At 70.3% G+C, this 22,809-nt stretch carries 18 protein-coding genes and 1 pseudogene; 14 read left to right on the top strand and 5 right to left on the bottom strand.

Annotation, left to right across the window (positions count from 1 at the left end):
* Nucleotides 1-5: 5 nt before the first annotated feature.
* From AC3IPY_RS08880 to AC3IPY_RS08835, 10 genes and pseudogenes are all read left to right on the top strand, one after another.
* A complete protein-coding gene (locus tag AC3IPY_RS08880) occupies nucleotides 6-1,490 on the top strand; it encodes an SDR family NAD(P)-dependent oxidoreductase (RefSeq protein ID WP_489188087.1) in 1,485 nt (494 codons plus the stop codon).
* 93 nt (nucleotides 1,491-1,583) lie between these two features.
* On the top strand, nucleotides 1,584-4,127 hold the full coding sequence (gene pepN / locus AC3IPY_RS08875) for an aminopeptidase N (RefSeq protein ID WP_489188086.1): 2,544 nt from the start codon (nucleotides 1,584-1,586) through the stop codon (nucleotides 4,125-4,127).
* A 115-nt stretch (nucleotides 4,128-4,242) separates the two neighbouring features.
* Nucleotides 4,243-5,155: pseudogene (locus AC3IPY_RS08870) on the top strand (ABC transporter ATP-binding protein).
* Entirely contained in the window at nucleotides 5,152-6,012 is an 861-nt protein-coding gene (locus AC3IPY_RS08865; protein ID WP_489188084.1) for a DUF2705 family protein, read from the top strand. The pseudogene AC3IPY_RS08870 and the gene AC3IPY_RS08865 overlap by 4 nt, the downstream one beginning before the upstream one ends.
* A gap of 10 nt (nucleotides 6,013-6,022) precedes the next feature.
* Nucleotides 6,023-7,309, top strand: a complete 1,287-nt coding sequence (locus tag AC3IPY_RS08860; protein WP_489188083.1) for a sensor histidine kinase — start codon at nucleotides 6,023-6,025, stop codon at nucleotides 7,307-7,309.
* Nucleotides 7,264-8,037, top strand: coding sequence for a response regulator transcription factor (locus AC3IPY_RS08855; protein WP_489188082.1), 774 nt, complete (start codon nucleotides 7,264-7,266; stop codon nucleotides 8,035-8,037). The genes AC3IPY_RS08860 and AC3IPY_RS08855 overlap by 46 nt, the downstream gene beginning before the upstream one ends.
* 62 nt (nucleotides 8,038-8,099) lie before the next feature.
* A complete protein-coding gene (pepN, locus tag AC3IPY_RS08850) occupies nucleotides 8,100-10,700 on the top strand; it encodes an aminopeptidase N (RefSeq protein WP_489188081.1) in 2,601 nt (866 codons plus the stop codon).
* An 87-nt stretch (nucleotides 10,701-10,787) separates the two neighbouring features.
* Nucleotides 10,788-11,894: a mechanosensitive ion channel family protein gene (locus AC3IPY_RS08845; RefSeq protein ID WP_489188079.1), complete on the top strand. Its 1,107-nt coding sequence runs from the start codon at nucleotides 10,788-10,790 to the stop codon at nucleotides 11,892-11,894.
* Nucleotides 11,891-12,394 carry a globin gene (locus AC3IPY_RS08840; protein ID WP_489188077.1) on the top strand — a complete coding sequence of 168 codons (504 nt, stop codon included), beginning with the start codon at nucleotides 11,891-11,893 and terminating at the stop codon, nucleotides 12,392-12,394. Before AC3IPY_RS08845 ends, AC3IPY_RS08840 begins: the two co-directional genes overlap by 4 nt.
* Before the next feature lie 52 nt (nucleotides 12,395-12,446).
* The gene (locus tag AC3IPY_RS08835) at nucleotides 12,447-14,123 is read left to right on the top strand and encodes an FAD-binding dehydrogenase (protein ID WP_489188075.1); all 1,677 of its coding nucleotides are present in this window, start codon (nucleotides 12,447-12,449) and stop codon (nucleotides 14,121-14,123) included.
* Nucleotides 14,124-14,234: 111 nt separating this feature from the next.
* On the opposite strand, the gene AC3IPY_RS08830 is transcribed toward AC3IPY_RS08835, so the two are convergent.
* Nucleotides 14,235-14,915 carry a DUF8185 domain-containing protein gene (locus AC3IPY_RS08830; protein ID WP_489188074.1) on the bottom strand — a complete coding sequence of 227 codons (681 nt, stop codon included), beginning with the start codon at nucleotides 14,913-14,915 and terminating at the stop codon, nucleotides 14,235-14,237.
* 92 nt (nucleotides 14,916-15,007) lie between these two features.
* Here AC3IPY_RS08830 and AC3IPY_RS08825 point away from each other — a divergent pair, with 92 nt between their 5' ends.
* Nucleotides 15,008-15,877, top strand: coding sequence for an acyl-CoA thioesterase (locus tag AC3IPY_RS08825; RefSeq protein WP_489188072.1), 870 nt, complete (start codon nucleotides 15,008-15,010; stop codon nucleotides 15,875-15,877).
* 97 nt (nucleotides 15,878-15,974) lie between these two features.
* Nucleotides 15,975-17,402 (top strand): serine hydrolase domain-containing protein, encoded by a 1,428-nt coding sequence (locus AC3IPY_RS08820; RefSeq protein ID WP_489188071.1) that lies wholly within the window; start codon nucleotides 15,975-15,977, stop codon nucleotides 17,400-17,402.
* A gap of 24 nt (nucleotides 17,403-17,426) precedes the next feature.
* Here AC3IPY_RS08820 and AC3IPY_RS08815 read toward each other — a convergent pair whose 3' ends face one another.
* From AC3IPY_RS08815 to ssb, 4 genes are all read right to left on the bottom strand, one after another.
* Nucleotides 17,427-17,903 (bottom strand): acyl-CoA thioesterase, encoded by a 477-nt coding sequence (locus tag AC3IPY_RS08815; protein WP_489188069.1) that lies wholly within the window; start codon nucleotides 17,901-17,903, stop codon nucleotides 17,427-17,429.
* Nucleotides 17,904-17,905: 2 nt separating this feature from the next.
* The gene (gene ettA, locus AC3IPY_RS08810; protein ID WP_489188067.1) at nucleotides 17,906-19,588 is read right to left on the bottom strand and encodes an energy-dependent translational throttle protein EttA; all 1,683 of its coding nucleotides are present in this window, start codon (nucleotides 19,586-19,588) and stop codon (nucleotides 17,906-17,908) included.
* A gap of 5 nt (nucleotides 19,589-19,593) precedes the next feature.
* Nucleotides 19,594-20,085: a DUF6993 domain-containing protein gene (locus AC3IPY_RS08805; protein ID WP_489188065.1), complete on the bottom strand. Its 492-nt coding sequence runs from the start codon at nucleotides 20,083-20,085 to the stop codon at nucleotides 19,594-19,596.
* A gap of 70 nt (nucleotides 20,086-20,155) precedes the next feature.
* Complete coding sequence (gene ssb / locus AC3IPY_RS08800) at nucleotides 20,156-20,713, bottom strand: single-stranded DNA-binding protein (RefSeq protein WP_489188063.1); 558 nt, start codon at nucleotides 20,711-20,713, stop codon at nucleotides 20,156-20,158.
* A 238-nt stretch (nucleotides 20,714-20,951) separates the two neighbouring features.
* Here ssb and AC3IPY_RS08795 point away from each other — a divergent pair, with 238 nt between their 5' ends.
* Nucleotides 20,952-21,959, top strand: a complete 1,008-nt coding sequence (locus AC3IPY_RS08795; RefSeq protein ID WP_489188061.1) for an aldo/keto reductase — start codon at nucleotides 20,952-20,954, stop codon at nucleotides 21,957-21,959.
* An 87-nt stretch (nucleotides 21,960-22,046) separates the two neighbouring features.
* Nucleotides 22,047-22,715, top strand: a complete 669-nt coding sequence (locus tag AC3IPY_RS08790) for a hypothetical protein (RefSeq protein ID WP_489188060.1) — start codon at nucleotides 22,047-22,049, stop codon at nucleotides 22,713-22,715.
* Nucleotides 22,716-22,809: the final 94 nt, after the last annotated feature.

The following is a 22,809-nucleotide window of genomic DNA, read 5'->3' as shown; positions in this document are numbered from 1 at the left end:
CACGGATGCCCTCCGCCGCCTCAGCCCCCGTCAGCGCGCCGACGATCGACCCCGCAGACCTCGAGACGACGTTGCGCGTGCTGGCGACGCTCAGCGAGCTCGACCAGGACGACCCCGACTTCGAGACCGTGCGTCACGCCACGGCGAAGATGTTCAAGGCGGTCAAGGTCGCCCGGCGTCTCGAGAAGCGGCGCGTCATCCAAGACGCCGACCGCGCGGTCATCGCGGCGACGGCGACGGGCGCGCCGACGCGCATCGACGACGAGACCCGCGGCGCCGACCTCGTCAGCGGCACCGATGCCCGCACGGCCGGCGAGCTGCAGGTCGCGCGCCCCTGCTACATCTGCAAGCAGCGGTACACGCTCGTCGACGCGTTCTACCACCAGCTCTGCCCGACGTGCGCGGCCATGAGCCACGCGAAGCGCGACGCCCGCACCGACCTCACGGGCAAGCGCGCCCTCCTCACCGGCGGTCGCGCGAAGATCGGCATGTACATCGCACTGCGGCTGCTGCGCGACGGCGCGCACACGACGATCACGACCCGGTTCCCCCGGGATGCCGCGCGACGGTTCGCCGCCATGCCCGACGCGGGCGACTGGCTGCACCGGCTGCGCATCGTCGGCATCGACCTGCGCGACCCCGCCCAGGTCATCGCGCTCGCCGACGACGTGGCCGCGCAGGGCCCGCTCGACATCCTCATCAACAACGCCGCGCAGACCGTGCGCCGCTCCCCCGGCTCGTACTCGCCGCTCGTCGAGGCCGAGTCCTCGCCGCTGCCCGACGGCCCGATGCCCGAGCTCGTGAGCTTCGGGCACACGAACGACGCGCACCCGCTCGCGCTCGCCGACTCGGTGTCGAGCCATCCGGTGCTCTCCTCCGGCCTGTTCGCCGGAACCATGACGGCCGACGACCTGACCGCGCTCGCCCTCGCGCCCGGATCGAGCTCGCTCGCCAAGCTCGCCGACCGCACCGCGATCGACGCAGGAGGACTCGTGCCCGACCTGCACCACGAGAACAGCTGGAGCGCCGTCGTGCAGGACGTCGACCCCCTCGAGATGCTCGAGGTGCAGCTCTGCAACACCACGGCGCCGTTCATCCTCGTCAGCCGCCTTCGGCCCTCGCTGGCCGCGTCATCCGCTCGCCGCACCTACGTCGTCAACGTGTCGGCCATGGAGGGCGTGTTCAGTCGCGGATACAAGGGCCCGGGGCACCCGCACACCAACATGGCCAAGGCGGCGATGAACATGCTCACCCGCACGAGCGCGAAGGAGATGCTCGAAGACGGCATCCTCATGACGAGCGTCGACACCGGCTGGATCACCGATGAACGCCCGCACCCCACGAAGGTGCGTCTCGCCGAGGAGGGCTTCCACGCACCCCTCGACCTCGTCGACGGCGCCGCCCGCGTCTACGACCCGATCGTGCGCGGCGAGGCCGGCGAAGACGTCACTGGCGTGTTCCTGAAGGACTACGCGCGCGCCGACTGGTGAGCCGGCTCCCGCGGTCGATCTCACCCTCGAGGGATAGGCTTGTTCGCGTTGCCCGCGGCCACAAGCCGCGTTGATTTCCGCGAAGGAGCCCACGTGCCTGGAGAGAACCTCACCCGATCCGAAGCCGAGGAGCGCGCGGCGCTCGTCACGGTGCACGACTACGACGTCGTGCTCGACGTGACGGTCGGCCCCGAGGTGTTCAAGACGACCACGACGGTGCGCTTCGACGCGACCGCCGGTGCGTCGACGTTCATCGACGCGATCACGGCCGCCGTGCACTCGGTCACGCTGAACGGCGTCCCGCTCGACCCGGCCGAGGTCAGCGACGGCGTGCGCATCCAGCTGCCGAACCTCGCCGCGCAGAACGAGCTCGTCGTCGAAGCCGACGGCCGCTACATGAACACGGGCGAGGGCCTGCACCGCTTCGTCGACCCGGTCGACGGCGAGGTGTACCTCTACACCCAGTTCGAGGTGCCCGACTCGCGCCGCATGTTCGCGGTGTTCGAGCAGCCCGACCTCAAGGCGGCGTTCCGCTTCACCCTCACGGCCCCCTCGCACTGGGAGGTCGTGTCCAACTCCCCCACGCCCGAGCCGGTCGACGCGGGCGAGGGCGCCAGGACCTGGGCGTTCGAGCCCACCCCGCGCATCTCGAGCTACATCACCGCGCTCGTCGCCGGCCCCTACGCGGTCGTGCGCGACGAGCTGACGAGCGCCGACGGCCGGGTCATCCCGCTCGGCGTGTTCAGCCGCAAGAGCCTGTCGCAGCACCTCGACGCCGACTACATCTTCGAGAAGACGAAGCAGGGCTTCGAGTACTTCGAGGCGAAGTTCGGCGTGCCCTACCCGTTCGCCAAGTACGACCAGCTCTTCGTGCCCGAGTACAACGCGGGCGCCATGGAGAACGCGGGCGCCGTGACCTTCACCGAGGTCTACGTGTTCCGCTCCAAGGTCACCGACGCGATCAAGGAGCGCCGCGTCGTCACGATCCTGCACGAGTTGGCGCACATGTGGTTCGGCGACCTCGTCACGATGAAGTGGTGGAACGACCTCTGGCTGAACGAGTCGTTCGCCGAGTGGGCTTCGACCATCGCCACCGCCGAGGCCACCGAGTGGACCGAGGCCTGGACCACGTTCAACTCCATGGAGAAGAGCTGGGCCTACCGTCAAGACCAGCTGCCCTCGACCCACCCGGTCGTCGCCACGATCAACGACCTCGAAGACGTGCTCGTCAACTTCGACGGCATCACCTACGCCAAGGGCGGCTCGGTGCTCAAGCAGCTCGTCGCGTGGGTCGGCATCGACGCGTTCTTCGCGGGCGTCTCGGCCTACTTCACGAAGCACGCGTGGGGCAACACGACCCTCGCCGACCTGCTCGCCGAGCTCGAGGTCGCCAGCGGCCGCGACCTCACCGAATGGTCGAAGCTGTGGCTCGAGACCTCGGGCGTCAACACGCTTCGCCCCGAGATCGAGACCGACGCCTCCGGCGTGATCACCTCGTTCACGGTGCTGCAGTCCGCCGTGGCCGACTACCCCACCATCCGCCCGCACCGCCTCGCGATCGGCTTCTACAACCTCGTCGGCGGCAAGCTCGTGCGCGATCACCGCGTCGAGCTCGACGTCGACGGCGAGCGCACGGATGTCGCGGAGCTGGTCGGACTCGCACGCCCCGACCTCGTGCTGCTGAACGACGACGACCTCGCCTACGCGAAGATCCGTCTCGACGAGGCCTCGCACGGGGTCGCGCTCGGCAACCTCAGCGCCATCGAGGACCCGCTCGCCCGCGCGCTCGTGTGGAGCTCGGTGTGGGACGCCGTTCGCGACGGCGAGACCCGCGCGAGCGACTACCTCGCCCTCGTGCTCGGCAACATCGCCAGCGAGACCGAGTCGACGACGCTCCGCATCGTGCTCGCCAACGCCGTGCTCGCGGCGAGCGCCTACACCGCCCGCGACCGCCGTGCCGACTCGCTGCGCGCCGTGGCCGACGGCTACTGGCGCCTCGCGCAGGAGGCCGCGGCCGGCAGCGACGCGCAGTTCCAGTTCGTGATCAACTTCGCGGGCATCGCCGAGCACGGCTCGCACGTCGACGAGCTCGCCTCGCTGTTCGCCGGCGACCTGGCGCTCGACGGGCTCGAGATCGACACCGACCTCGGCTGGAAGCTGCTCATCGCGCTCGTCGCCGCCGGCCGCGCCGGCGACGCCGAGATCGACGCGCGCCTCGCCGAAGACAACACCGCGACCGGCCAGCAGTCGGCCGCGCACGCACGCGCCGCGATCCAGACCGTCGAGGGCAAGGAGCGCGCCTGGGCGTCGCTCATCGACGTCGACACCGCGACCAACACGGTCGTGCGCGAGACGGCCGCCGGGTTCCTGCGCGCCACCGACCCGGCCCTGCTCGAGGCGTTCGTCGAGCGCTACTTCGGCATGCTCGACGGCATCTGGGAGCGGCGCAGCTACGCCATCGCCGAGAAGCTCGTCGACGGCCTCTACCCGTCGCCGCTCGCGAGCCGCGCCCTCGCCGACGCGAGCCGCGCCTGGCTCGACGCGCACGCCGGGGTTCCGGCGCTCCGACGCCTGATCGTCGAGTCGCTCGCGGGCGTCGACCGAGCGCTCGTCGCGCAGGAGCGCGACGCGCGGTAGGGCGGGCACGACCGCTCGGGGCGGGTCGGCGTGGTACCTCGGTACCACCCCGGCCCGCCCCGAACCATTCCCGCGGCCGATGCGCCCGCGCCGCGGTATCCGTAGCGTCGTAGGCATGATCACCGCAGCAGGGCTCACCAAGCGCTATGGCGCGAAGACCGCCGTCAACGACATCAGCTTCACCGTGCAACCCGGGCTCGTCACCGGGTTCCTCGGCCCCAACGGCGCCGGCAAGTCGACCACGATGCGCATGATCGTCGGACTCGATCGGCCGAGCGCGGGCACCGTGACCGTGAACGGCAGGCCGTACGCCGCCCAGCGCGCGCCGCTCCGCGAGGTCGGGGCGCTGCTCGATGCGAAGGCCGTGCACACCGGCCGCACGGCTGAGAACCACCTGCTCGCCATGGCCGCGACGCACGGCATCGGCAAGCGCCGCGTGCACGAGGTCATCGAGCTGCACGGGCCTCGAGTCCGTCGCCCGCAAACGCGTCGGCGGATTCTCGCTCGGCATGGGCCAGCGACTCGGCATCGCCTCTGCGCTGCTCGGCGACCCCGCGACGCTCCTGCTCGACGAACCCGTCAACGGCCTCGACCCCGAGGGCGTGCTGTGGGTGCGGCAACTCGTGCGCCACCTCGCCGACGAGGGTCGAACGGTGTTCCTCTCCTCGCACCTCATGAGCGAGATGGCGCTCACGGCCGACCACCTCATCGTGCTCGGACGCGGCCAGATCATCGCCGACGCACCGGTCGCCGACGTCATCGCCGGCGGTACTCGCCCCCGTGTCCGCGTCCGATCGCCGCACGCGTCGCGCCTGGCCGACCTGCTCGCCGCGCCCGAGGTCGCGATCGTCCGCTCCGAGGGCGGACTGCTCGAGATCACCGGCCACGAGGCATCCGTCATCGGCGACCTCGCGGCCGCCAACGGCCTCGCCCTGCATGAACTGACCGCCGAGACCGCGTCGCTCGAGGAGGCCTACATGGCCCTCACCGCCGACGCCGTCGAGTACCGAACGGAGGCCGTCCGATGACCGCCGCATCCCTCGCCACCCGCCCGAGCCCGGCCGGCTCGGCGCCAGGAGTACGCCCGCCGAACTTCGCCGGGCTGCTGCACTCGGAGTGGATCAAGCTCCGCAGCCTGCGATCGACGGTCTGGTCGTATGTGATCGTCATCGTCATCGCGGTCGGCATGGCCCTGCTCATGTCGTCCACCTTCGCGGGCGGATCGGCCGGCATCGACGTCTCGGCCATGCCGGCCGAGCAGCAGCTCGGGATCGTCGTGCAGGCCGCGACCTTCGGCGTGCTGTTCGGTCAGCTCGTCGTCGGCGTCCTCGGCGTGCTCTCGATGAGCGGCGAGTACTCGACCGGCATGATCCGCTCGACCCTCGCAGCCACCCCGAAGCGCCTGCCGGTGCTCGCGGCGAAGGCCGTCGTGCTGTTCGTGCCGACCTTCCTCATCGGGCTCGGCTCGCTCGTGGTCGCATTCCTGACCGCGAGCGCGGTGTTCGCAGGAGACGGCGTGACCGTCAGCCTGTTCGACCCCGACGTCGTGCAGCCGCTCCTCCTCGGCGCGCTCTACCTCGGCCTCGTCGCGGTGTTCGCGCTCGGCGTCGGCACGATGCTGCGCTCGAGCGCCGGCGGCATCGCCACCGTGCTCGGCATCCTCCTGCTGCTGCCGACCGTGCTGCAGATGCTGCCCGCCGACTGGGCGCACGACCTCGTGCCGTTCCTGCTGCCGGCCGCCGGAATGGCGATGATCACCCCGCCGGGCAGTGTCGACCCGGCGTCGACCGACCCGAACGCGTGGCAGAGCCTGCTCATCGCCCTCGCCTGGGTCGCGGCGTCGATCGCCGGTGCGGCGACGCTGCTGAAGCGACGCGACGCGTAGCATCCGAAGCATGACCAGCACGCCCGCCCCGCTCGGCGCCGACCAGGCCGCCGAGCGGGGCGTTCGCCTGCCGAAGCCGCCAGGGGTCGTCCGCCAGTTCTGGGCGCGGCACCCGCGCCTGACCGACGGCATCATCGCGGGCGTGTACGTCGTTCCCACGGTGATCATGGCGATCGCCATGTCGTTCGTGCCCGACGCGACCTGGTGGCCGACCATCATCCGGCTCCTGGCCGCCGCGGCCGCCGGAACGGCGCTGTTCCTCGTGCGCCGCACGCGGCCGTGGCTCGTGCTCGCGATCGCCTGGGGCGTGCTGCTCGTGGTCGCGCCGTTCGGCGTCGACGTGCTTCCGGTGCTCCTCGCCCTGTACGCCCTCGGCGCCTATCGATCCACGCGCGACGCGTGGATCGGGTACGGCATCTCGTTCGCCGTCGCGATCGCCGCGGCGTACCTGCAGGACCTCCTCGGCGACACGTTGATCGCCGCCTCCGATCCCGCAGCGACCGCTGCCGCGGGCGGGCCCCTCGCGTCGGCCTCCCAGTACGTGGTGCTGATGCTCGTCGCAACGCTCATGGGCGTGACCGTCGGCAATCGACGCCGCTACCTCGACGCGCTCATCGCCCGCGCGCACGACCTGGCCCGCGAGCGCGACCAGCAGGCGCGCCTCGCCGCCGCCGACGAACGGGCGCGCATCGCCCGCGAGATGCACGACATCGTCTCGCACGGGCTGACGGTCATGATCACGATGGCCGAGGGCTCGGCGGCTGCGGCCCCCCGCGATCCCGCCCAGGCGGCCGACCTCATGCGCGGCGTCGCCGAGACCGGCCGCGAGGCGCTCGGCGAGATGCGGCGCATGCTCGGCGTGCTCACCGATCCGGATGCCCCGGCCGAGCGCCGCCCGCAACCCGACGCCGCCGAGCTGCCCGACCTCGTCGACGGATTCCGCGACGCTGGTCTGCCCGTGCGGCTCACGACCACCGGCGTGCCGCCCACCGATCCGGCGCTCGGGCTCACGGTGTTCCGCATCGTGCAGGAGGGCCTCACGAACGTGCTCCGGCATGCGGCCGGCCCCTCGCGCGTCGACGTGGCGGTGGAGTACACGGCGGCCGGGGTCGACGTCATCGTCGACGACGATGCGCCCGGGCGGCGGGGCGCCCCGGCGACGACCGGCGCCGGGCGGGGCCTCACGGGCATCCGCGAACGCGTGGCGCTCTACGGCGGTACGGTCGAGGCGGGGCCGCGCGCCGGCCACGGATGGCGGCTGCACGCCGGGCTTCACACGAACGAACGGGAGCAGTGATCGTGGATGTCGTCCGCGTCGGCATCGTCGACGATCAGGCGCTCGTGCGCACCGGGTTCCGGCTCGTGCTCGAGGCGTCACCCGGCATCGAGGTCGTCGGCGAGGCATCCGACGGGTTCCGGGCCATCGACCTCGTGCGCGAGACCGCGCCCGACGTGCTGCTCATGGACGTGCGCATGCCCGGCATGGACGGCATCGAGGCGACCGCGCACATCGCGGCCCTCGACGGTGCCCCGCACATCCTCGTGCTCACGACCTTCGACCTCGACGAGTACGCCTTCGCGGCGATCCGCGCCGGCGCGAGCGGGTTCCTCCTGAAGGACGTGCGGCCCGAGGAGCTCGTCTCGGCGATCCGCACCGTGCACGCGGGCGAGGCCGCCCTCTCGCCACGCGTCACGCGCCGCATGCTCGAGCTCTTCGCCGCCGAACTGCCCGCCGGAGCACGCGACGGGAGCGACGGCGCCGACGGCGCGGGCGGATCGGGCTCGGCGTCGCCCGGCCCGCTCGACACCTTGACCCCGCGCGAGCTCGAGATCCTCGTCGCCGTCGCCGAGGGCCTGAACAACACCGAGCTGGCCGCACGGTTCTTCCTCTCGGAGTCGACCGTCAAGACGCATGTCGGCCGTCTGCTCGCGAAGCTCGGGGCTCGCGATCGGGTGCAGCTGGTCATCCTGGCGTACGAGCACGGGCTCCTCGAGCCTCCGAACGGGTCCGGCACGGCTCGCTAGGCTGGCTGGGCGTCATCGCCACCGCGCCCGCGTCACGACCCCGTCATCACGAAGGGACCCCCATGCCTGCAGCCGATCTCACCCGCATAGAAGCCGAGGAGCGCGCGGCGATCATCGCCGACGTGTCGTACGAGGTCGAGCTCGACCTCACGGGCGACGGCGACCTGTTCGCCTCGACCACGCTCGTCCGTTTTCGCGCGGCACCGGGCGCGGCGACGTTCATCGAGGCGACCACGCATGAGGTGCACGAGATCACGCTGAACGGCCGCGTCATCGACCCGATCGCAGCATCCGACGGCCGGCGCATCGTGCTCGACGGCCTCGGGGCCGAGAACGAGCTGCGGGTCGTGTCGACCTGCGCGTACACGAACACGGGCGAGGGCCTGCACCGCTTCGTCGACCCGGTCGACGACGCGGTCTACCTGTACACCGAGTTCGCGGTCGCCGAGGCGAACCGGGTCTACGCCGTCTTCGACCAGCCCGACCTCAAGGCCTCGGTGCGCTTCACGATCACGGCTCCGGCGCACTGGGTCGTGCTGAGCAACGCGCCGACGCCGGAGCCGGTCGCCGCCGCCGCGTCCTCGACCGGCTCGACGGGATCGACGACCTCGACGACGGATGCCGCGACCTGGGCGTTCGAGACCGGCCCGGTGATCTCCAGCTACATCGTCGCGATCGTGGCGGGCGCCTACGCGCAATGGCACGCCGCGGCGAAGAGCAGCGACGGCCGCAACCTCCCCCTCGGCGTGTTCACGCGCGCCTCGCTCGCGCAGCATGCCGAGCCCGAGGTCATGTTCGAGACGGTGCGGGCCGGGCTCGCGTTCTACGAGCAGGCCTTCGGCGTGCCCTACCCGTTCGGCAAGTACGACCAGATCTTCGTGCCCGAGTACAACTGGGGCGCCATGGAGAACGTCGGAGCCGTGACCTTCAACGAGAACTACCTGTTCCGCTCGCGGGTCTCCGATGCACGCCGCGAGCAGCGGGCGATCGTCATCCTGCACGAGCTCTCGCACATGTGGTTCGGCGACTCCGTCACCATGCGCTGGTGGAACGACCTGTGGCTGAACGAGTCGTTCGCCACCTGGGCGTCGACCCTCGCGACCTCGCAGGTCACAGAGTTCACGGGCGTCTGGGCCACCTTCGCGAGCGACGAGAAGACCTACGCCGCCGAGCAGGACCAGCTGCCCTCGACGCACCCGATCGTCGCGCCCATCGAATCGCTCGCCGACGTCGAGGTGAACTTCGACGCCATCACCTACGACAAGGGCGCCTCGGTGCTGAAGCAGCTCGTCGCGTGGGTCGGGCTCGAGGCGTTCCAGCGCGGCGTCGGGGCGTACCTCACGGCGAACGCCGGCGGCAATGCGACGCTCCGCGACCTGCTCGACGAGCTCGAGCGCGCGAGCGGGCGCGACCTGACCCGCTGGTCGGCGCTCTGGCTCGAGACCGCCGGCGTGAACACGCTGCGCGCCGTGCTCGAGACGGATGCCTCGGGCACGATCACGTCGGCGGTCGTCGAGCAGACGGCGGCCCCGACGCATCCGACGCTCCGCCCGCACCGGGTCGCGATCGGCTGCTATGCGAACGACGCCGACGGATGCCTCGTGCGCACGCATCGCATCGAGATCGACGTCGACGGCGCCTCGACCGCCGTGCCCGAGCTCGTCGGCCTCGCCCGCCCCGACCTGCTGCTCGTGAACGACGACGACCTCACCTACGCCAAGGTGCGCCTCGACGAGCCCTCGTTCGCCACCGCTCTCGAGCGCCTCGGCGACCTCGCAGACCCGGTGACCCGCGCCGTCATCCTCGGCTCGGCATGGGACGCCGTGCGCGACGCCGAACTGCCCGCGAGCGCATTCGTGCGGCTCGTGCTCGGCAGCATCGGGCGCGAGAGCCAGTCCTCTGCACGCGGACTCGCCCTGACCCGGCTCGAGACGGCGCTCGAGCGCTATCTCGCCGACGAGCACCGGGAGCGCATCTCGGCCGAGGCCGGCGACGGCGTGTGGGCGCTCGCAGAGCTCGCCGACGCGGGCTCCGATGCGCAACTGCAGTTCGTCAAGGCGTTCACCCGGCTGGCGAGCTCCCAGGCCCACGCCGACGTGCTCGGCAGCCTGCTCGACGGCTCGATCAAGCTGCCCGGCCTCGAGATCGACCTCGACTTGCGCTGGGAGCTCGTGATCGCGCGCGCGGCCCTGCTCGCGGCATCCGATGACGAGATCGATGGCGAGATCGCGACGGCGCTCGCGCTCGACGACACGGCGAAGGGCCGACGCCTCGCCGAGACCGCGCGCGCCGCCCGGCCCGATCAAGACGTGAAGGATGCCGCGTGGCGTCGCGTCGCGACCGACCCGTCGATCTCGAACGACGTCGCGCGCGCCGTCGCCGAGGGCTGGCGCCGCACCTCCGACGCGAGCCTGCTGGCGTCGAGCGTCGACGACTACTTCGCGATCCTCCAGCAGACCTGGGCGGAGCGCAGCTTCACGATGGCCTCGCTCATCGTCAAGCGGCTGTTCCCGGCGCCCCTCGTGAACGCCGAGGTGGCGGATGCCGCGCGCACCTGGCTCGACGCGAATGCGACGCCCGCGCCGCTGCATCGCCTGGTCTCCGAGCAGCTCGACGAGCTCGAGCGGGCGCTGCGGGCCCGTGACGCCGACGCGCTCGGCTGACTCCCACGTGGGCGTCACTAGACTCGCTTCGATGTCAGACCCGACACCGGCCCCTACCCGAACCGACCCACGAGCGGAGGCGACCCCGTGACCGACATCTGGACGCAGTTCATCGAGTGGTGGAACCTCAACTGGCCGATCTTCCTCGGCAACCTCATCGAGGTCGTCGTGATCGTCGTCATCGCCCTGCTGGTGCGATGGATCCTGCTCAGCGTCATCGACCGGGTCGTCGACCAGATCGTCACGGGCGTCAAGCGCAAGCAGGACGTCACCGACACCCAGGCCCTCCAGGCGTCGCCGCTCGCCGCCGTGCGCGTCGTGCAGCGCACCCGCACGTTGGGGTCGGTCTTCCGCAACGTCATCAACGTCACCCTGTTCATCATCGTGACGCTCATGGTCGTGAACGCCATCGACTCGGGCATCCTCGGATCATTCGCGCTCCTCTCGGCCGCGATCGGCGCCGGCCTCGGTTTCGGCGCCCAGAACATCGTGAAGGACGTGCTGAACGGCCTCTTCATGGTCGTCGAAGACCAGGTGGGCGTCGGCGACGTCGTCGACCTGGGGCCCGCCACCGGCATCGTCGAAGAGGTGCAGATCCGCATCACGAAGGTGCGCGACGTCAACGGCACGCTCTGGTTCGTGCGCAACGGCGAGATCCTGCGCGTCGGCAACATGTCGCAGGGGTGGGCGCGCGTGATCGTCGACCTCGCGGTGCCGTACGACGCCGACATCGACGCCGTCGAGGCGCGACTGCTCAGCACCGCGAACGACCTGGCGCACGCGAGCAAGTGGCGCTCGCGCGTGCTCGAGCGGCCCGAGATCTGGGGCCTCGAGTCGATCTCCGACGATGCGATGGTGATCCGCGTGGTGATGAAGGTGCGCACCTCATCGAAGGACGACATCGCGCGCGAGCTCCGCATGCGCCTCAAGCACGCGGTCGACGAGATGGGCGTGAAGATGCCGAGCCTCGGGTCGGTCGTGCTCTCCGGTTTCGACGGCGCAACGCGCGTGAAGGGTGCGAAGCCGCCGAAGACCGCCCCCAGCCGGGTGCTCACGAACGAGGACGCGAAGGCGGCGACCGCCAAGGCGAAGGCCAAGCGCGGTCTCCGCCAGAAGTCGGGCCCCTCGCTCTCATCCGATCCGTCGTCGGCCGAGCGCCCGAAGCAGAACCCCGATTCCGGAGACGTGACATGACCGACGAGACCTCAGCTGCGGCATCCGCCACCGACCGCCCCGCGCCCGCACCGGTCGTCCCGGTGCCGGCCGTGCCGCCGGCATCCGTCCCCCTCCGCGGCAGCGAACACGGTTCGGCGCTCGGCGCCTCGTTCTACGAGACCGTGGGCGGCCGCCCCACGTTCGCGAAGCTCGTGCACGAGTTCTACCGCGGCGTCGCCGATGACCCCGTGCTGCGCCCCATGTACCCCGAAGAAGACCTGGGCCCCGCCGAGGAGCGCCTGCTGCTCTTCCTCGAGCAGTACTGGGGCGGCCCCGGCACCTACAGCGAGCAGCGCGGACACCCCCGCCTGCGCATGCGCCACGCCGGGTTCAAGGTCAACCCCGACGCCCGCGATCGCTGGCTGGCGCATATGCGCACCGCCGTCGACGCGCTCGACCTGCCGCCGCTCGCCGAGGAGACGCTGTGGGATTATCTCCAGCGTGCGGCGTTCGCGATGGTGAACACGTTCGAGGACTGACCCGAACCTCGACGGCCCGAACCGCACGCATCCGAGACGAAGGAGTCCCCCAGTGCCCGCAACCCCCACCGCGCGACCCGAACCCGCCGAACCCGCGGCGATCATCGTCGGCGCCGGCCTCTCCGGCCTCGTGGCCGCTGCAGAGCTCGTCGACGCGGGCAAGCGCGTCGTCATCGTCGACCAGGAGCCCGAGGCGAGCCTCGGCGGCCAGGCGCACTGGTCCTTCGGCGGCCTGTTCCTCATCGACTCACCCGAGCAGCGGCGCATGGGCGTCAAGGACTCGCTCGACCTCGCGCGCCAGGACTGGGACGGCACCGCCGGCTTCGACCGCGACGAGGACGAGTGGGGCCGCAAGTGGGCCGAGGCCTACCTCGAGTTCGCCGCCGGCGAGAAGCGAGCCTGGCTGCACCAGAAGGGCGTTCGATTCTTCCCGATCGTCGGCTGGGCCGAACGCGGCGGGTACAACGCCGTCGGCCACGGCAACTCGGTGCCGCGCTTCCACATCACGTGGGGCACGGGGCCCGGCGTGCTCGAGCCGTTCATCGCGCGCGTGAAGGCGGGCGAGGCCGCAGGGCTCGTCGAGTTCAGGCACCGGCACCGGGTCGACGAGCTCATCGTCGACGACGGCGCGGTCATGGGCGTACGCGGCGCGATCCTCGCTCCGGATGCCGCGGGCCGCGGCGAATCGAGCAACCGCGACGTCGTCGGCGACTTCGACCTGCGCGCCCCCGCGGTCATCGTCGCCTCAGGCGGCATCGGCGGCAACCACGACCTCGTGCGCGCCTCATGGCCCGAACGGCTCGGTACCCCGCCCGAGCACATGCTCTCAGGCGTGCCCGCGCATGTCGACGGCCGCATGCTCGGCATCTCCGAGCAGGCCGGTGCCCGGCTCGTCAACGGCGACCGCATGTGGCACTACACCGAGGGCATCACGAACTGGGATCCGGTGTGGCCGATGCACGGCATCCGCATCCTCCCCGGTCCGTCCTCGCTCTGGTTCGACGCCGAGGGCCGACGCCTGCCGGTGCCGCTGTTCCCCGGATTCGACACGCTCGGCACGCTCGAGCACATCCAGACCACCGGGCACGGGCACACCTGGTTCGTGCTCACCCAGAAGATCATCGAGAAGGAGTTCGCGCTCTCGGGCAGCGAGCAGAACCCCGACCTCACGGGCAAGGACCTGCGGCTCCTCGCCGATCGGCTCGGATCCGGTGCGACCGGCCCCGTCGAGGCCTTCAAGGAGCACGGCGCCGACTTCATCGTCGCCGACACCCTCGACGAATTGCTCTCCGGCATGCGCGAACTCTCCCCCGAGGTGGAGCTCGACACCGCGAACATCGAGAAGGAGATCATCGCGCGCGACCGCGAGGTCGAGAACGAGTTCTCGAAGGACCTCCAGCTCACCGCCGTCCGCGGCGCCCGCAAGTACCGCGGCGACAAGCTCATCCGCGTCGCGACCCCCCATCGCATCCTCGACCCGAAGGCCGGGCCGCTCATCGCGGTGAAGCTGCACATCCTCACGCGAAAGAGCCTCGGCGGCATCCAGACCGACCTCGACGCGCGGGCGCTCGGCGCCGACGGCGCGCCCGTGCCCGGCCTGTACGCCGTCGGCGAGGCCGCCGGCTTCGGCGGTGGCGGCGTGCACGGCTATCGCGCGCTCGAGGGCACGTTCCTCGGCGGATGCCTGTTCACCGGGCGCACGGCGGGGCGCGCCATCGCCAGGGGCTGACGACGCGCCGCCGGTCGAGGAGCTGAGCGCCGGTCGAGCAGCGACGCGTGCCGAGACCTTCACCTCCGGGTCTCGGCACGGCGCTCCGTGCCTGCTCGACCGGCGGAGCGTCTACGCCTTCAGCGTCCAGGGCTTGCGTCGCACGAGCACATGACCGCGGCGAGAACTGAGCCGTGTCCACGGGCCGGTCTCGAAGAGGCGCACGGGGTCGTCGCCCAGGAAGCCCAGGCTGAAAGCTGCGAAGGCCGCACCGGTCGGAACGTACTCGACGCCGTCGACGCCGCGCCCCCAGACCTCGGAGCGCACGCGCTGCACGAGCTGCTCGCCCGTTCCGGCTGGAATCGCTTCTGCGACCTCGTCGATGCCCGCACGGGCGGCGGACTCCAGGGTCGCGGCATCCGTCTCACCCAATGGGCGCCAGCCGCCCCGGGGTGGGGAGATGCCGGCCCAGGTCACGGTGTTGACCTCGGGCGGCCGCGACATCGACACCGGTCGCGACTCCTCGTCTTCGCCGACCTGGCCGCGCGCCCGCACGATGCGCTCGACGAGCGAGCGCATCGGCACCACGGAGTCGAAGTCTTCGGTGTCGTCGAGCGCGAAGGTGCGAAGGCCCAGTACCGTGGGGCTTTCGTCGAGGATGCCGCGGGGATACAGGATCGCGGTGTACACCGCGAGGATTCCGGAGCCGGCGATGAGTCGTACGGACCCGTCTTCGACCCGACCCGCGCGTTGCAGGTAGGTGTGCAGATCGCCGAGCGAAAGGCTGTCGGCAAGCGTGATTTGAGAGACCATCTGCTGTCTAAACTACCAATTGCGCGCCCGCGTGCGGTTCGAACGCGCTCGTCGGATGTCGCGGCCAGCCCCCGAGCGACATCGGAGAGAACATGAACGGACCCATCGACGGCCTGCTGAGCACGCTGCAGCTCACCGACACCGGTGCGCGCACCACTGAAGACATCTTCACCGGCCCGTCGCAGTGGATGCCGCTCGGCCGCGTCTTCGGCGGCCAGGTGCTCGCGCAGTCGCTCATCGCGGCCATGCACACGGTCGACGATGCGCGGGTGCTGCACTCGATGCACGGGTACTTCCTGCGCCCAGGCGATGTCGATCACCCCATCACCTTCTCGGTCGACCGACTCCACGACGGGCGGTCGTTCTCGACGCGGCGCACCCACGCGTACCAGAACGGCGAGCCGATCCTCTCGCTCATCGCGTCGTTCCAGACCGAAGACGAAGGTGTCGAGCATCAGCTCGACATGCCGACCGATCTGCCCGATCCCGAATCGCTGCCGTCGACGGCCGATCTCATCGGCCATCTCGACCACGCGATGGCCCAGTTCTGGTCGAATGCGCGCGCCTTCGACGTGCGCCACATCCCCTCGCCGATCTACCTCAGCGTCGAGGGCGAGCGCGTGCCGCGTCAGGCCGTGTGGATGCGGGCCGTCGGCCGGCTGCCCGACGACCCCAAGCAGCACCGTGCGGCCCTGGCGTACGCGAGCGACTACTCGATCCTCGAGCCCGTGCTCCGGGCTCACGGCGTGCCGTGGGCCACACGCGGGCTGCGGGTCGCGAGCCTCGATCACGCGATGTGGTGGCACCGCGACGCCCGCGTCGACGAGTGGCTGCTCTACGTGCAGGAGTCTCCGTCGGCGCAGGGCGGCCGCGGCCTCTCGATCGGGCGCATCTACACCCGCGAGGGCGTGCTCGTCGCGAGCGTGGCCCAAGAGGGCATGATCCGCGTTCCGGCTCCCTGAACGGCCTCCGCGCCTGAGCAGTTGCCGCGTGGCATCCGCGGCGGGCCCACCACGTCAACCGTGCAGGTCGGGGGCGTGGATCTGCTAGAAATTCGCAATGCCGTCTCAACGCTCGCTGCTTCCGCGTTCAGCGCCTGCCGACTCGGGGATATCCTCCCGTGCGATCTCCGCGATGCTCGACAGGCTCGACACGCGTTCAGGTGAGAGCCACTCCATCATGGTCGTGCACCGCGGTCACGTCGTGGCCGAGGGCTGGTGGGCACCGTACTCGGCCGACCGTACGCACCTGCTCTACTCGCTGACCAAGTCGTTCACGTCGATCGCCGTGGGGCTCGCGATCGACGACGGGCTGCTCTCGCTGGACGACCGCCTGGTGGACGTGCTGCCGGATCGCGTCCCGGCCGACGTCTCGGAGCAGGGGCGCCGCATCACCGTTCACCACCTGCTGTCCATGACGTCGGGGCACGCCACCGACAGCCTCGCCGAAGCGTGGGAGCGGGAGCCCGCCGACTTGGTGAGGGGCTTCCTGAGCCTACCGTTCGCCGCGGAGGCGGGCACGCGTCACGTCTACGACAACTCGACCACCTACATCCTGGCCCGCATGGTGGAGCGGGTCACGGGCCTCGGTCTGCCGGAGTTCCTCGATGCGCGCCTGTTCGAGCCGATGGGCATCGACCACGCCGAGTGGGATCGGGTGGCCGGTGGCGCCGCCTTCGGATTCCATGGACTGCACCTGACGACCGAGGGCGTCGCCGCCTTCGGCGAACTGCTGCGGCGCGGAGGCAGGTGGGGCGACCGACAACTCGTCCCCCGCGGCTGGGTGGACCTCGCGACCAGTCGGCACGTCGACAGCGAGTGGATCCTGGACGGAACGGACCAGGCGGACTTCTCCTACGGCTACGGCTATCAGTTCTGGAGGTCGCGTCACGGCTACCACGGCCACGGCTCCTATGGGCAGCAGTGCGTGGTCGTCCCATCCCACGACCTCGTCGTCGCCGTGACTGCCCAAGGCGAGTCCCAGGAGGTGCTCGACGCGGTTCGGGAATGCCTGCTGCCAGGCGTGGGTCGCCGGGGAAGCGCTCAAGATGACGCGATCCTCGCCGATCGGCTGCAGCGACTGTCGCTGCAGCCGGTGCTGGGTTCGGCCACTCAGTGGCGTGCGGTCCGCGCGAAACTCGACGCCTCGGACGATCGGTCGGCCCTTCCCGACGGCACGACGGTCACGGTCGATCCCACTGACGGCGGATGGCTCGTTCGATTCGAGTCGCTCCTCGAGGTCGAGGTCGGCCACGGCGAATGGCGCGAGAGTGCCCCGCTCGGCCGGCCGATCGTCGCGGTCGGCGCCTGGCACGGCAGCACCTACGTCGCCGATCTCTACGTCATCACCACCCCGCACCGCGTTCGGCTGGTCGTCGATGCCGACTCGGGAATCGCAACGGCGACCTGGAGCACTCTGCCCCTGACCGGCCCAAGCCTGGAACTGCACGTCCGGTCGCCGCTGATGACACGCCCCGACGTCGCGTAGGCCGGCGCTCCAGGAGGCAGGGGTTCAGCGCCGCCGGAACTCGATCGGCGCCTCGAGATAGGGCGTCCACGCCTCGCGTTCGACATCGGTGATGCGCCGCGGTTTCGCGGATGCCGCGTCGACGAGCACGATCGTCGTCGACGCCCGGGTGTGCAGCACCCGCGGCAGGACGCCCTCGGGCGAGTACACCTCGTACGAGACGTCGATGCTCGCACCGCCGAGATGCCCGATCCAGAGCTCGATGTCGAGCGGCTGACGCTGGTACGGGATGGGCGCGAGGTACTCCACCTCTTGGCGCGCGATGAGGGTGAGCGTGCTCGAGCCCGGATTGGCGTCGATCACGGCCGTCGTCGCTCCGACGGCGTGCTCGGCCGTCTCGTCGCTCGTCCAGAATGCCTGGATGCGAGCCTCTTCGAGCAGGCTCAACATGCGAGCGTTGTTGACGTGCCCGTACGCGTCGAGGTCGGACCATCGCAGCGGTGTGGGAACGTGCAGACGCACGACTAGTCCCTGGTCAGCTTGCGGTAGGCCGAGCGATGCGGCTTCGCGGCGTCGGGACCGAGTCGCTCGATCTTGTTCGCCTCGTAGGATTCGAAGTTGCCCTCGAACCAGTGCCAGTACGACGGGTTCTCTTCGGTGCCCTCGTAAGCGAGGATGTGCGTCGCGATGCGGTCGAGGAACCAGCGGTCGTGGGTGATGACCACGGCGCAGCCGGGGAACTCCAACAGCGCGTTCTCGAGGCTCGAGAGGGTCTCGACGTCGAGGTCGTTCGTGGGCTCGTCGAGCAGCAGCAGGTTGCCGCCCTGCTTGAGCGTGAGGGCGAGGTTCAGGCGGTTGCGCTCACCGCCGGAGAGGATGCCCGCGCGCTTCTGCTGATCGGGTCCCTTGAAGCCGAACGTCGAAACGTAGGCGCGGCTGGGCACCTCGGTCTTGCCGACCTGGATGTAGTCGAGTCCGTCGGACACGACCTCCCAGAGCGACTTGTTCGGGTCGATGCCGCCGCGGGTCTGGTCGACGTATGAGATCTTGACGGTCTCGCCGATCTTCACGTCGCCGCCGTCTTTCGGCTCGAGCCCGACGATGGTCTTGAAGAGCGTGGTCTTGCCGACGCCGTTCGGGCCGATGATGCCCACGATGCCGTTGCGCGGCAGCGTGAAGCTCAGGCCGTCGATGAGCGTGCGGTCGCCGAAGCCCTTCTTGAGGTTCTTGACCTCGAGCACGATGTCGCCGAGACGAGGACCCGCGGGGATCTGGATCTCCTCGAAATCGAGCTTGCGCGTGCGCTCGGCCTCGGTCGCCATCTCTTCGTAGCGGGCGAGCCGGGCCTTCGACTTGGCCTGGCGGCCCTTCGCATTCGAGCGCACCCAGTCGAGCTCTTCGGCGAGGCGCTTGGCGAGCTTGGCGTCCTTCTTGCCCTGGACGGTGAGGCGTTCCTGCTTCTTCTCGAGGTAGGTCGAGTAGTTGCCCTCGTACGGGTAGAGGCGACCGCGGTCGACCTCGCAGATCCATTCGGCGACGTGGTCGAGGAAGTACCGGTCGTGGGTGACGGCGAGCACGGCGCCGGGGTACTTGGCGAGGTGCTGCTCGAGCCAGAGCACGCTCTCGGCGTCGAGGTGGTTGGTGGGCTCGTCGAGGAGGAGCAGGTCGGGCTTCTGCAGCAGCAGCTTGCAGAGCGCGACGCGACGCTTCTCACCGCCCGAGAGCACGGAGACCTGCTCATCGCCCGGCGGGCAGCGCAGGGCGTCCATCGCCTGCTCGAGCTGGGAGTCGAGGTCCCATGCATCGGCGGCGTCGATGGCCTCTTGGAGGGTGCCCATCTCGGCGAGCAGCGCGTCGAAGTCGGCGTCGGGCTCGGCCATCGCGAGCGAGATCTCGTTGAACCGGTCGATCTTCGCCTTGATCGGGCCGACGCCCTCTTGCACGTTCTCGAGCACCGTCTTGGTCTCGTCGAGCACGGGCTCCTGCATGAGGATGCCGACCGAGTAGCCGGGGGTGAGCTTGGCCTCGCCGTTGGAGGGCTGATCGAGGCCGGCCATGATCTTCAGGATCGTGGACTTACCGGCACCGTTCGGGCCCACGACGCCGATCTTGGCTCCGGGGAGGAACGCCATCGTGACGTCGTCGAGAATGACCTTGTCGCCGACCGCTTTGCGGGCGCGCACCATCGAGTAAATGTAATCCGCCATGTCGCCTACCAGTCTATGGGTCGCGTCTGCCCGATGAGACAGCCGCCGGTGCCGAGCGCCGGCTGCACGGCTCCGTGGTAGCCGCCGGAGCTCGGCCCGTACTGCCCGACGAGGCATTCGTCGTTGAAGAGCACCGCGAACTGCACGGAATCCGCCGGCTTGCCCTCGGTCGTCTGGTCGCCGGTGACCTGCATGGCCGCCTTGTCGAATCCGGCTGCGACGAGGGCATCGATGAAGTCTCGACCGGCTGCGGCCTCGTTCGCGGCCACGACGGCCTGGTTCACCTGATCGAAGTACGGCAGGTTGTCGGCGGCGGGAAGATCGGGGTGCAGGCCGATGGGCGCCGATTCCTCATCGGTGGGCGTCGGCCGCGACGAGGTCGACGGCGTCGGCTCGGGCGACGTCTGGTCGAACAGCGAGCACCCCGTCAACACCAGCACGGAGAGCGCGGCCCCGGCGATCGCCAGGGCCGCGGACGAACCGTTGTGCCGTGCCATGTGACCCCCGTCCGAGCGCGCCGGATGCGCTTCGAAGCGAGTCTAGGCGCAGGCCGGGGCGCGTCGAGGCTCAGAACGGCACATGAGCCGGTTCGCGGCCGATCTCGATGTCGTCGTCGGCACCGGCATCGACCGATTCGGGGTCGAGCGCCGCCACCCCCGAATCCGCGGGCGACTCGACGCCGAGCGCCGTCGCCCAGCCCGTCGCGGCGGTGTCGTCGGATGCGTGAGGCTCGGTCGCCGCCTCGACGCCCGAGCCGGAGGCGGTTCCCGGCTGATTCTTCGTGAGCGAGGTCGTCGCCCAGTTCAGGTCGTGCCCGACCGAGTCGGCCTCGATCTCGATGGCCGTGCCGCTCTTCTCGCCGCTCTCCCACGCGCGAATGCGCAACCGGCCGTGCACGACGACCCGCTCGCCCCGCCGGATCGACGCCGCGACGTTCTTCGCCAGCTGGCGGAAGGTCGAGATGGTGTACCAGTTGGTCTCGCCGTTCTCCCAGGTGCCCTTCGCCCGGTCGAAGAACCGGCGCGTCGACGCGAGCCGGAACGTCGTGATGGGCAGCCCCTGGTTGGTCGTGTGCACGCGCGGGTCGCCCCCGACGACGCCGATCACCGTGATGTTGTCGGTCATGTCTACTCCAATGCTCGGTATGGTCGCCGCCGCGATCGACGGCCGCGGCATCCGGAGACCGTCGTGCCGTTTCAGGCCCCGGATGCCGCGTGTGCCAAGCCTCGCCGTCCGGTCGACGGATCGGCGCGCATCGTCGTGAACCGTGGAATCCGAGGCCGTGCAGGCACCGGTTGAGGACGAGTCGCGGACGGCACGGGGACGATGCGATCGCGTCGCCGGACCGCCATAGAGTGTTCGCATGAGCTACGAGGCGAACCCGGCACGATACGACACCATGCGCTACAACCGAGTCGGGCGGAGTGGTCTCAAGCTCCCCGCCCTCTCGCTCGGGCTCTGGCACAACTTCGGCCACGAACGCCCGTGGCAGACGCAGCGCGAGATCGTGCGCCGCGCCTTCGACCTCGGCATCACGCATTTCGACCTCGCGAACAACTACGGGCCGCCGTACGGCAGCGCCGAAGAGAACTTCGGCCGCATCCTCGACGCCGACCTGCGCCCGTACCGCGATGAGGTCATCATCTCCTCGAAGGCCGGCTACGACATGTGGCCGGGCCCATACGGCGACTTCGGCTCGCGCAAGTACCTCCTGGCCTCACTCGACCAGAGCCTCGGCCGGCTCGGGCTCGACTACGTCGACATCTTCTATTCGCACCGGCCCGACCCCGAGACCCCGATCGAAGAGACGATGGGCGCGCTGGCGAGCGCGGTCCGCCAGGGAAAGGCACTCTACGTCGGCATCTCGAACTACTCGCCCGAGCAGACCATCGCCGCCGCAGCGGCGCTCGCCGACGAGGGCGTGCCGCTCCTGATCCACCAGCCGCGGTACTCGATGTTCGACCGGCACATCGAGAACGGGCTGTTCCCCGCACTCGAGGAGGTCGGCGCGGCCAGCATCGTGTTCTCGCCGCTCGCACAGGGGCTGCTCACCGATCGGTACCTGTCGGGCGACATCCCGTCGGACTCGCGAGCCGCGACCAGCCGGTTCCTCTCCCCAGACCGCATCAGCGACGAGTACCTCACCCGCATTCGGGGCCTCGCCGAGATCGCCGACTCGCGGGGGCAGAGCATCGCGCAGCTCGCCCTCTCGTGGGTGCTTCGCGAGCGACTCGTCGCCAGTGCCATCATCGGCGCCTCGAGCGTGGCACAGCTCGAGCAGAACGTGGCCGCACTCGATGCGGCGCCGCTCACCGACGACGAGATCGCACGCATCGAGCCGTTCGCAGCCCACGGCACGGCGCTCGGCTGACCCGCTCGGGCGCGCCCGAGCCGGCATCTTCGGGCGCGCCGCGCGGACTGCCGGGGCTCACGCCCTGCACCGAGTACTCTGCGGTGCATGCAGTGGTGGAACGATCTCATCTCCTGGCTGACCTCGAGCGAGGCGCAGTCGACCCTCTTCACGGGCGCGGTGCTCTTCCTGGCGGTGCTCGCCTCCGGGCTGCTCGCCGCATGGATCGCCAGCGCCGCCGTCCGGCGCGTGGTCGATCAGCGCGACCGCGAGTTGAAGACGGCGGCCATCGGCTCCCTGATCGACGCCGCGACCGAGGCATCCGTCTGGAATTCGCTCACGCCCCAGGAGCAGGTGCTCGCCGACCGCACGGTCGGGCAGGCCGACATCCAGGTGCGCCTGCTGCCCATCAGGGGATCCGACGTCGCGGCGAATTGGGCCGCGCACCAACTGCACGAGCTGAAGCGGGCCTCGGCCACGTTCGGATACCAGCTCGACCCCGCCGTCGTGGAGTTCCGCGACCGCATGCTCGACTGGCAGCGGCATCCGTCACGGGCTCGCAAGCAGTTCCAGAACGACCTGCTGCGCTGGCGTGCACAGCGGCAGGAGCCCGAGCAGACCGCGGTCGAAGAGCAGGACGCCTGGGTCGCCGAGCAGCACCACGAGCGCTACCGCGGTGCCACCGAGATCGCCCCGAGTACGACGCCGACGACCGCGCCCACTCCGACGCAGGCGCTGACGGAGCCGCTTCCGCTGAATGACGAGGCGCGCGCCTGACGAACCCCGAGATCAGCAGAGGCCCCATCCGTCTTCCGGGTGGGGCCTCTGCTGATCTCGGGCGCCTGATCACCCGGATCTCGTCACGGGCGTC

The sequence above is a fragment of the Agromyces sp. GL_144 genome, from assembly GCF_057834305.1.
The sequence above is the reverse complement of the archived record's forward strand: the minus strand, read 5'-3'. Positions and strand labels throughout refer to the sequence as shown.

Bases quoted from the DNA above. Each gene is read 5' to 3' on its own strand.
- AC3IPY_RS08865 (WP_489188084.1), top strand. From the start codon at position 5,152: ATGACCGCCGCATCCCTCGCCACCCGCCCGAGCCCGGCCGGCTCGGCG.
- AC3IPY_RS08860 (WP_489188083.1), top strand. From the start codon at position 6,023: ATGACCAGCACGCCCGCCCCGCTCGGCGCCGACCAGGCCGCCGAGCGG.
- AC3IPY_RS08790 (WP_489188060.1), top strand. From the start codon at position 22,047: ATGCAGTGGTGGAACGATCTCATCTCCTGGCTGACCTCGAGCGAGGCG.
- AC3IPY_RS08825 (WP_489188072.1), top strand. From the start codon at position 15,008: ATGAACGGACCCATCGACGGCCTGCTGAGCACGCTGCAGCTCACCGAC.
- AC3IPY_RS08855 (WP_489188082.1), top strand. From the start codon at position 7,264: ATGGCGGCTGCACGCCGGGCTTCACACGAACGAACGGGAGCAGTGATC.
- AC3IPY_RS08805 (WP_489188065.1), bottom strand. From the start codon at position 20,085: ATGGCACGGCACAACGGTTCGTCCGCGGCCCTGGCGATCGCCGGGGCC.
- ssb (WP_489188063.1), bottom strand. From the start codon at position 20,713: ATGACCGACAACATCACGGTGATCGGCGTCGTCGGGGGCGACCCGCGC.
- AC3IPY_RS08830 (WP_489188074.1), bottom strand. From the start codon at position 14,915: ATGGTCTCTCAAATCACGCTTGCCGACAGCCTTTCGCTCGGCGATCTG.
- AC3IPY_RS08820 (WP_489188071.1), top strand. From the start codon at position 15,975: ATGCCGTCTCAACGCTCGCTGCTTCCGCGTTCAGCGCCTGCCGACTCG.
- ettA (WP_489188067.1), bottom strand. From the start codon at position 19,588: ATGGCGGATTACATTTACTCGATGGTGCGCGCCCGCAAAGCGGTCGGC.
- AC3IPY_RS08880 (WP_489188087.1), top strand. From the start codon at position 6: ATGCCCTCCGCCGCCTCAGCCCCCGTCAGCGCGCCGACGATCGACCCC.
- AC3IPY_RS08795 (WP_489188061.1), top strand. From the start codon at position 20,952: ATGAGCTACGAGGCGAACCCGGCACGATACGACACCATGCGCTACAAC.
- AC3IPY_RS08840 (WP_489188077.1), top strand. From the start codon at position 11,891: ATGACCGACGAGACCTCAGCTGCGGCATCCGCCACCGACCGCCCCGCG.
- pepN (WP_489188081.1), top strand. From the start codon at position 8,100: ATGCCTGCAGCCGATCTCACCCGCATAGAAGCCGAGGAGCGCGCGGCG.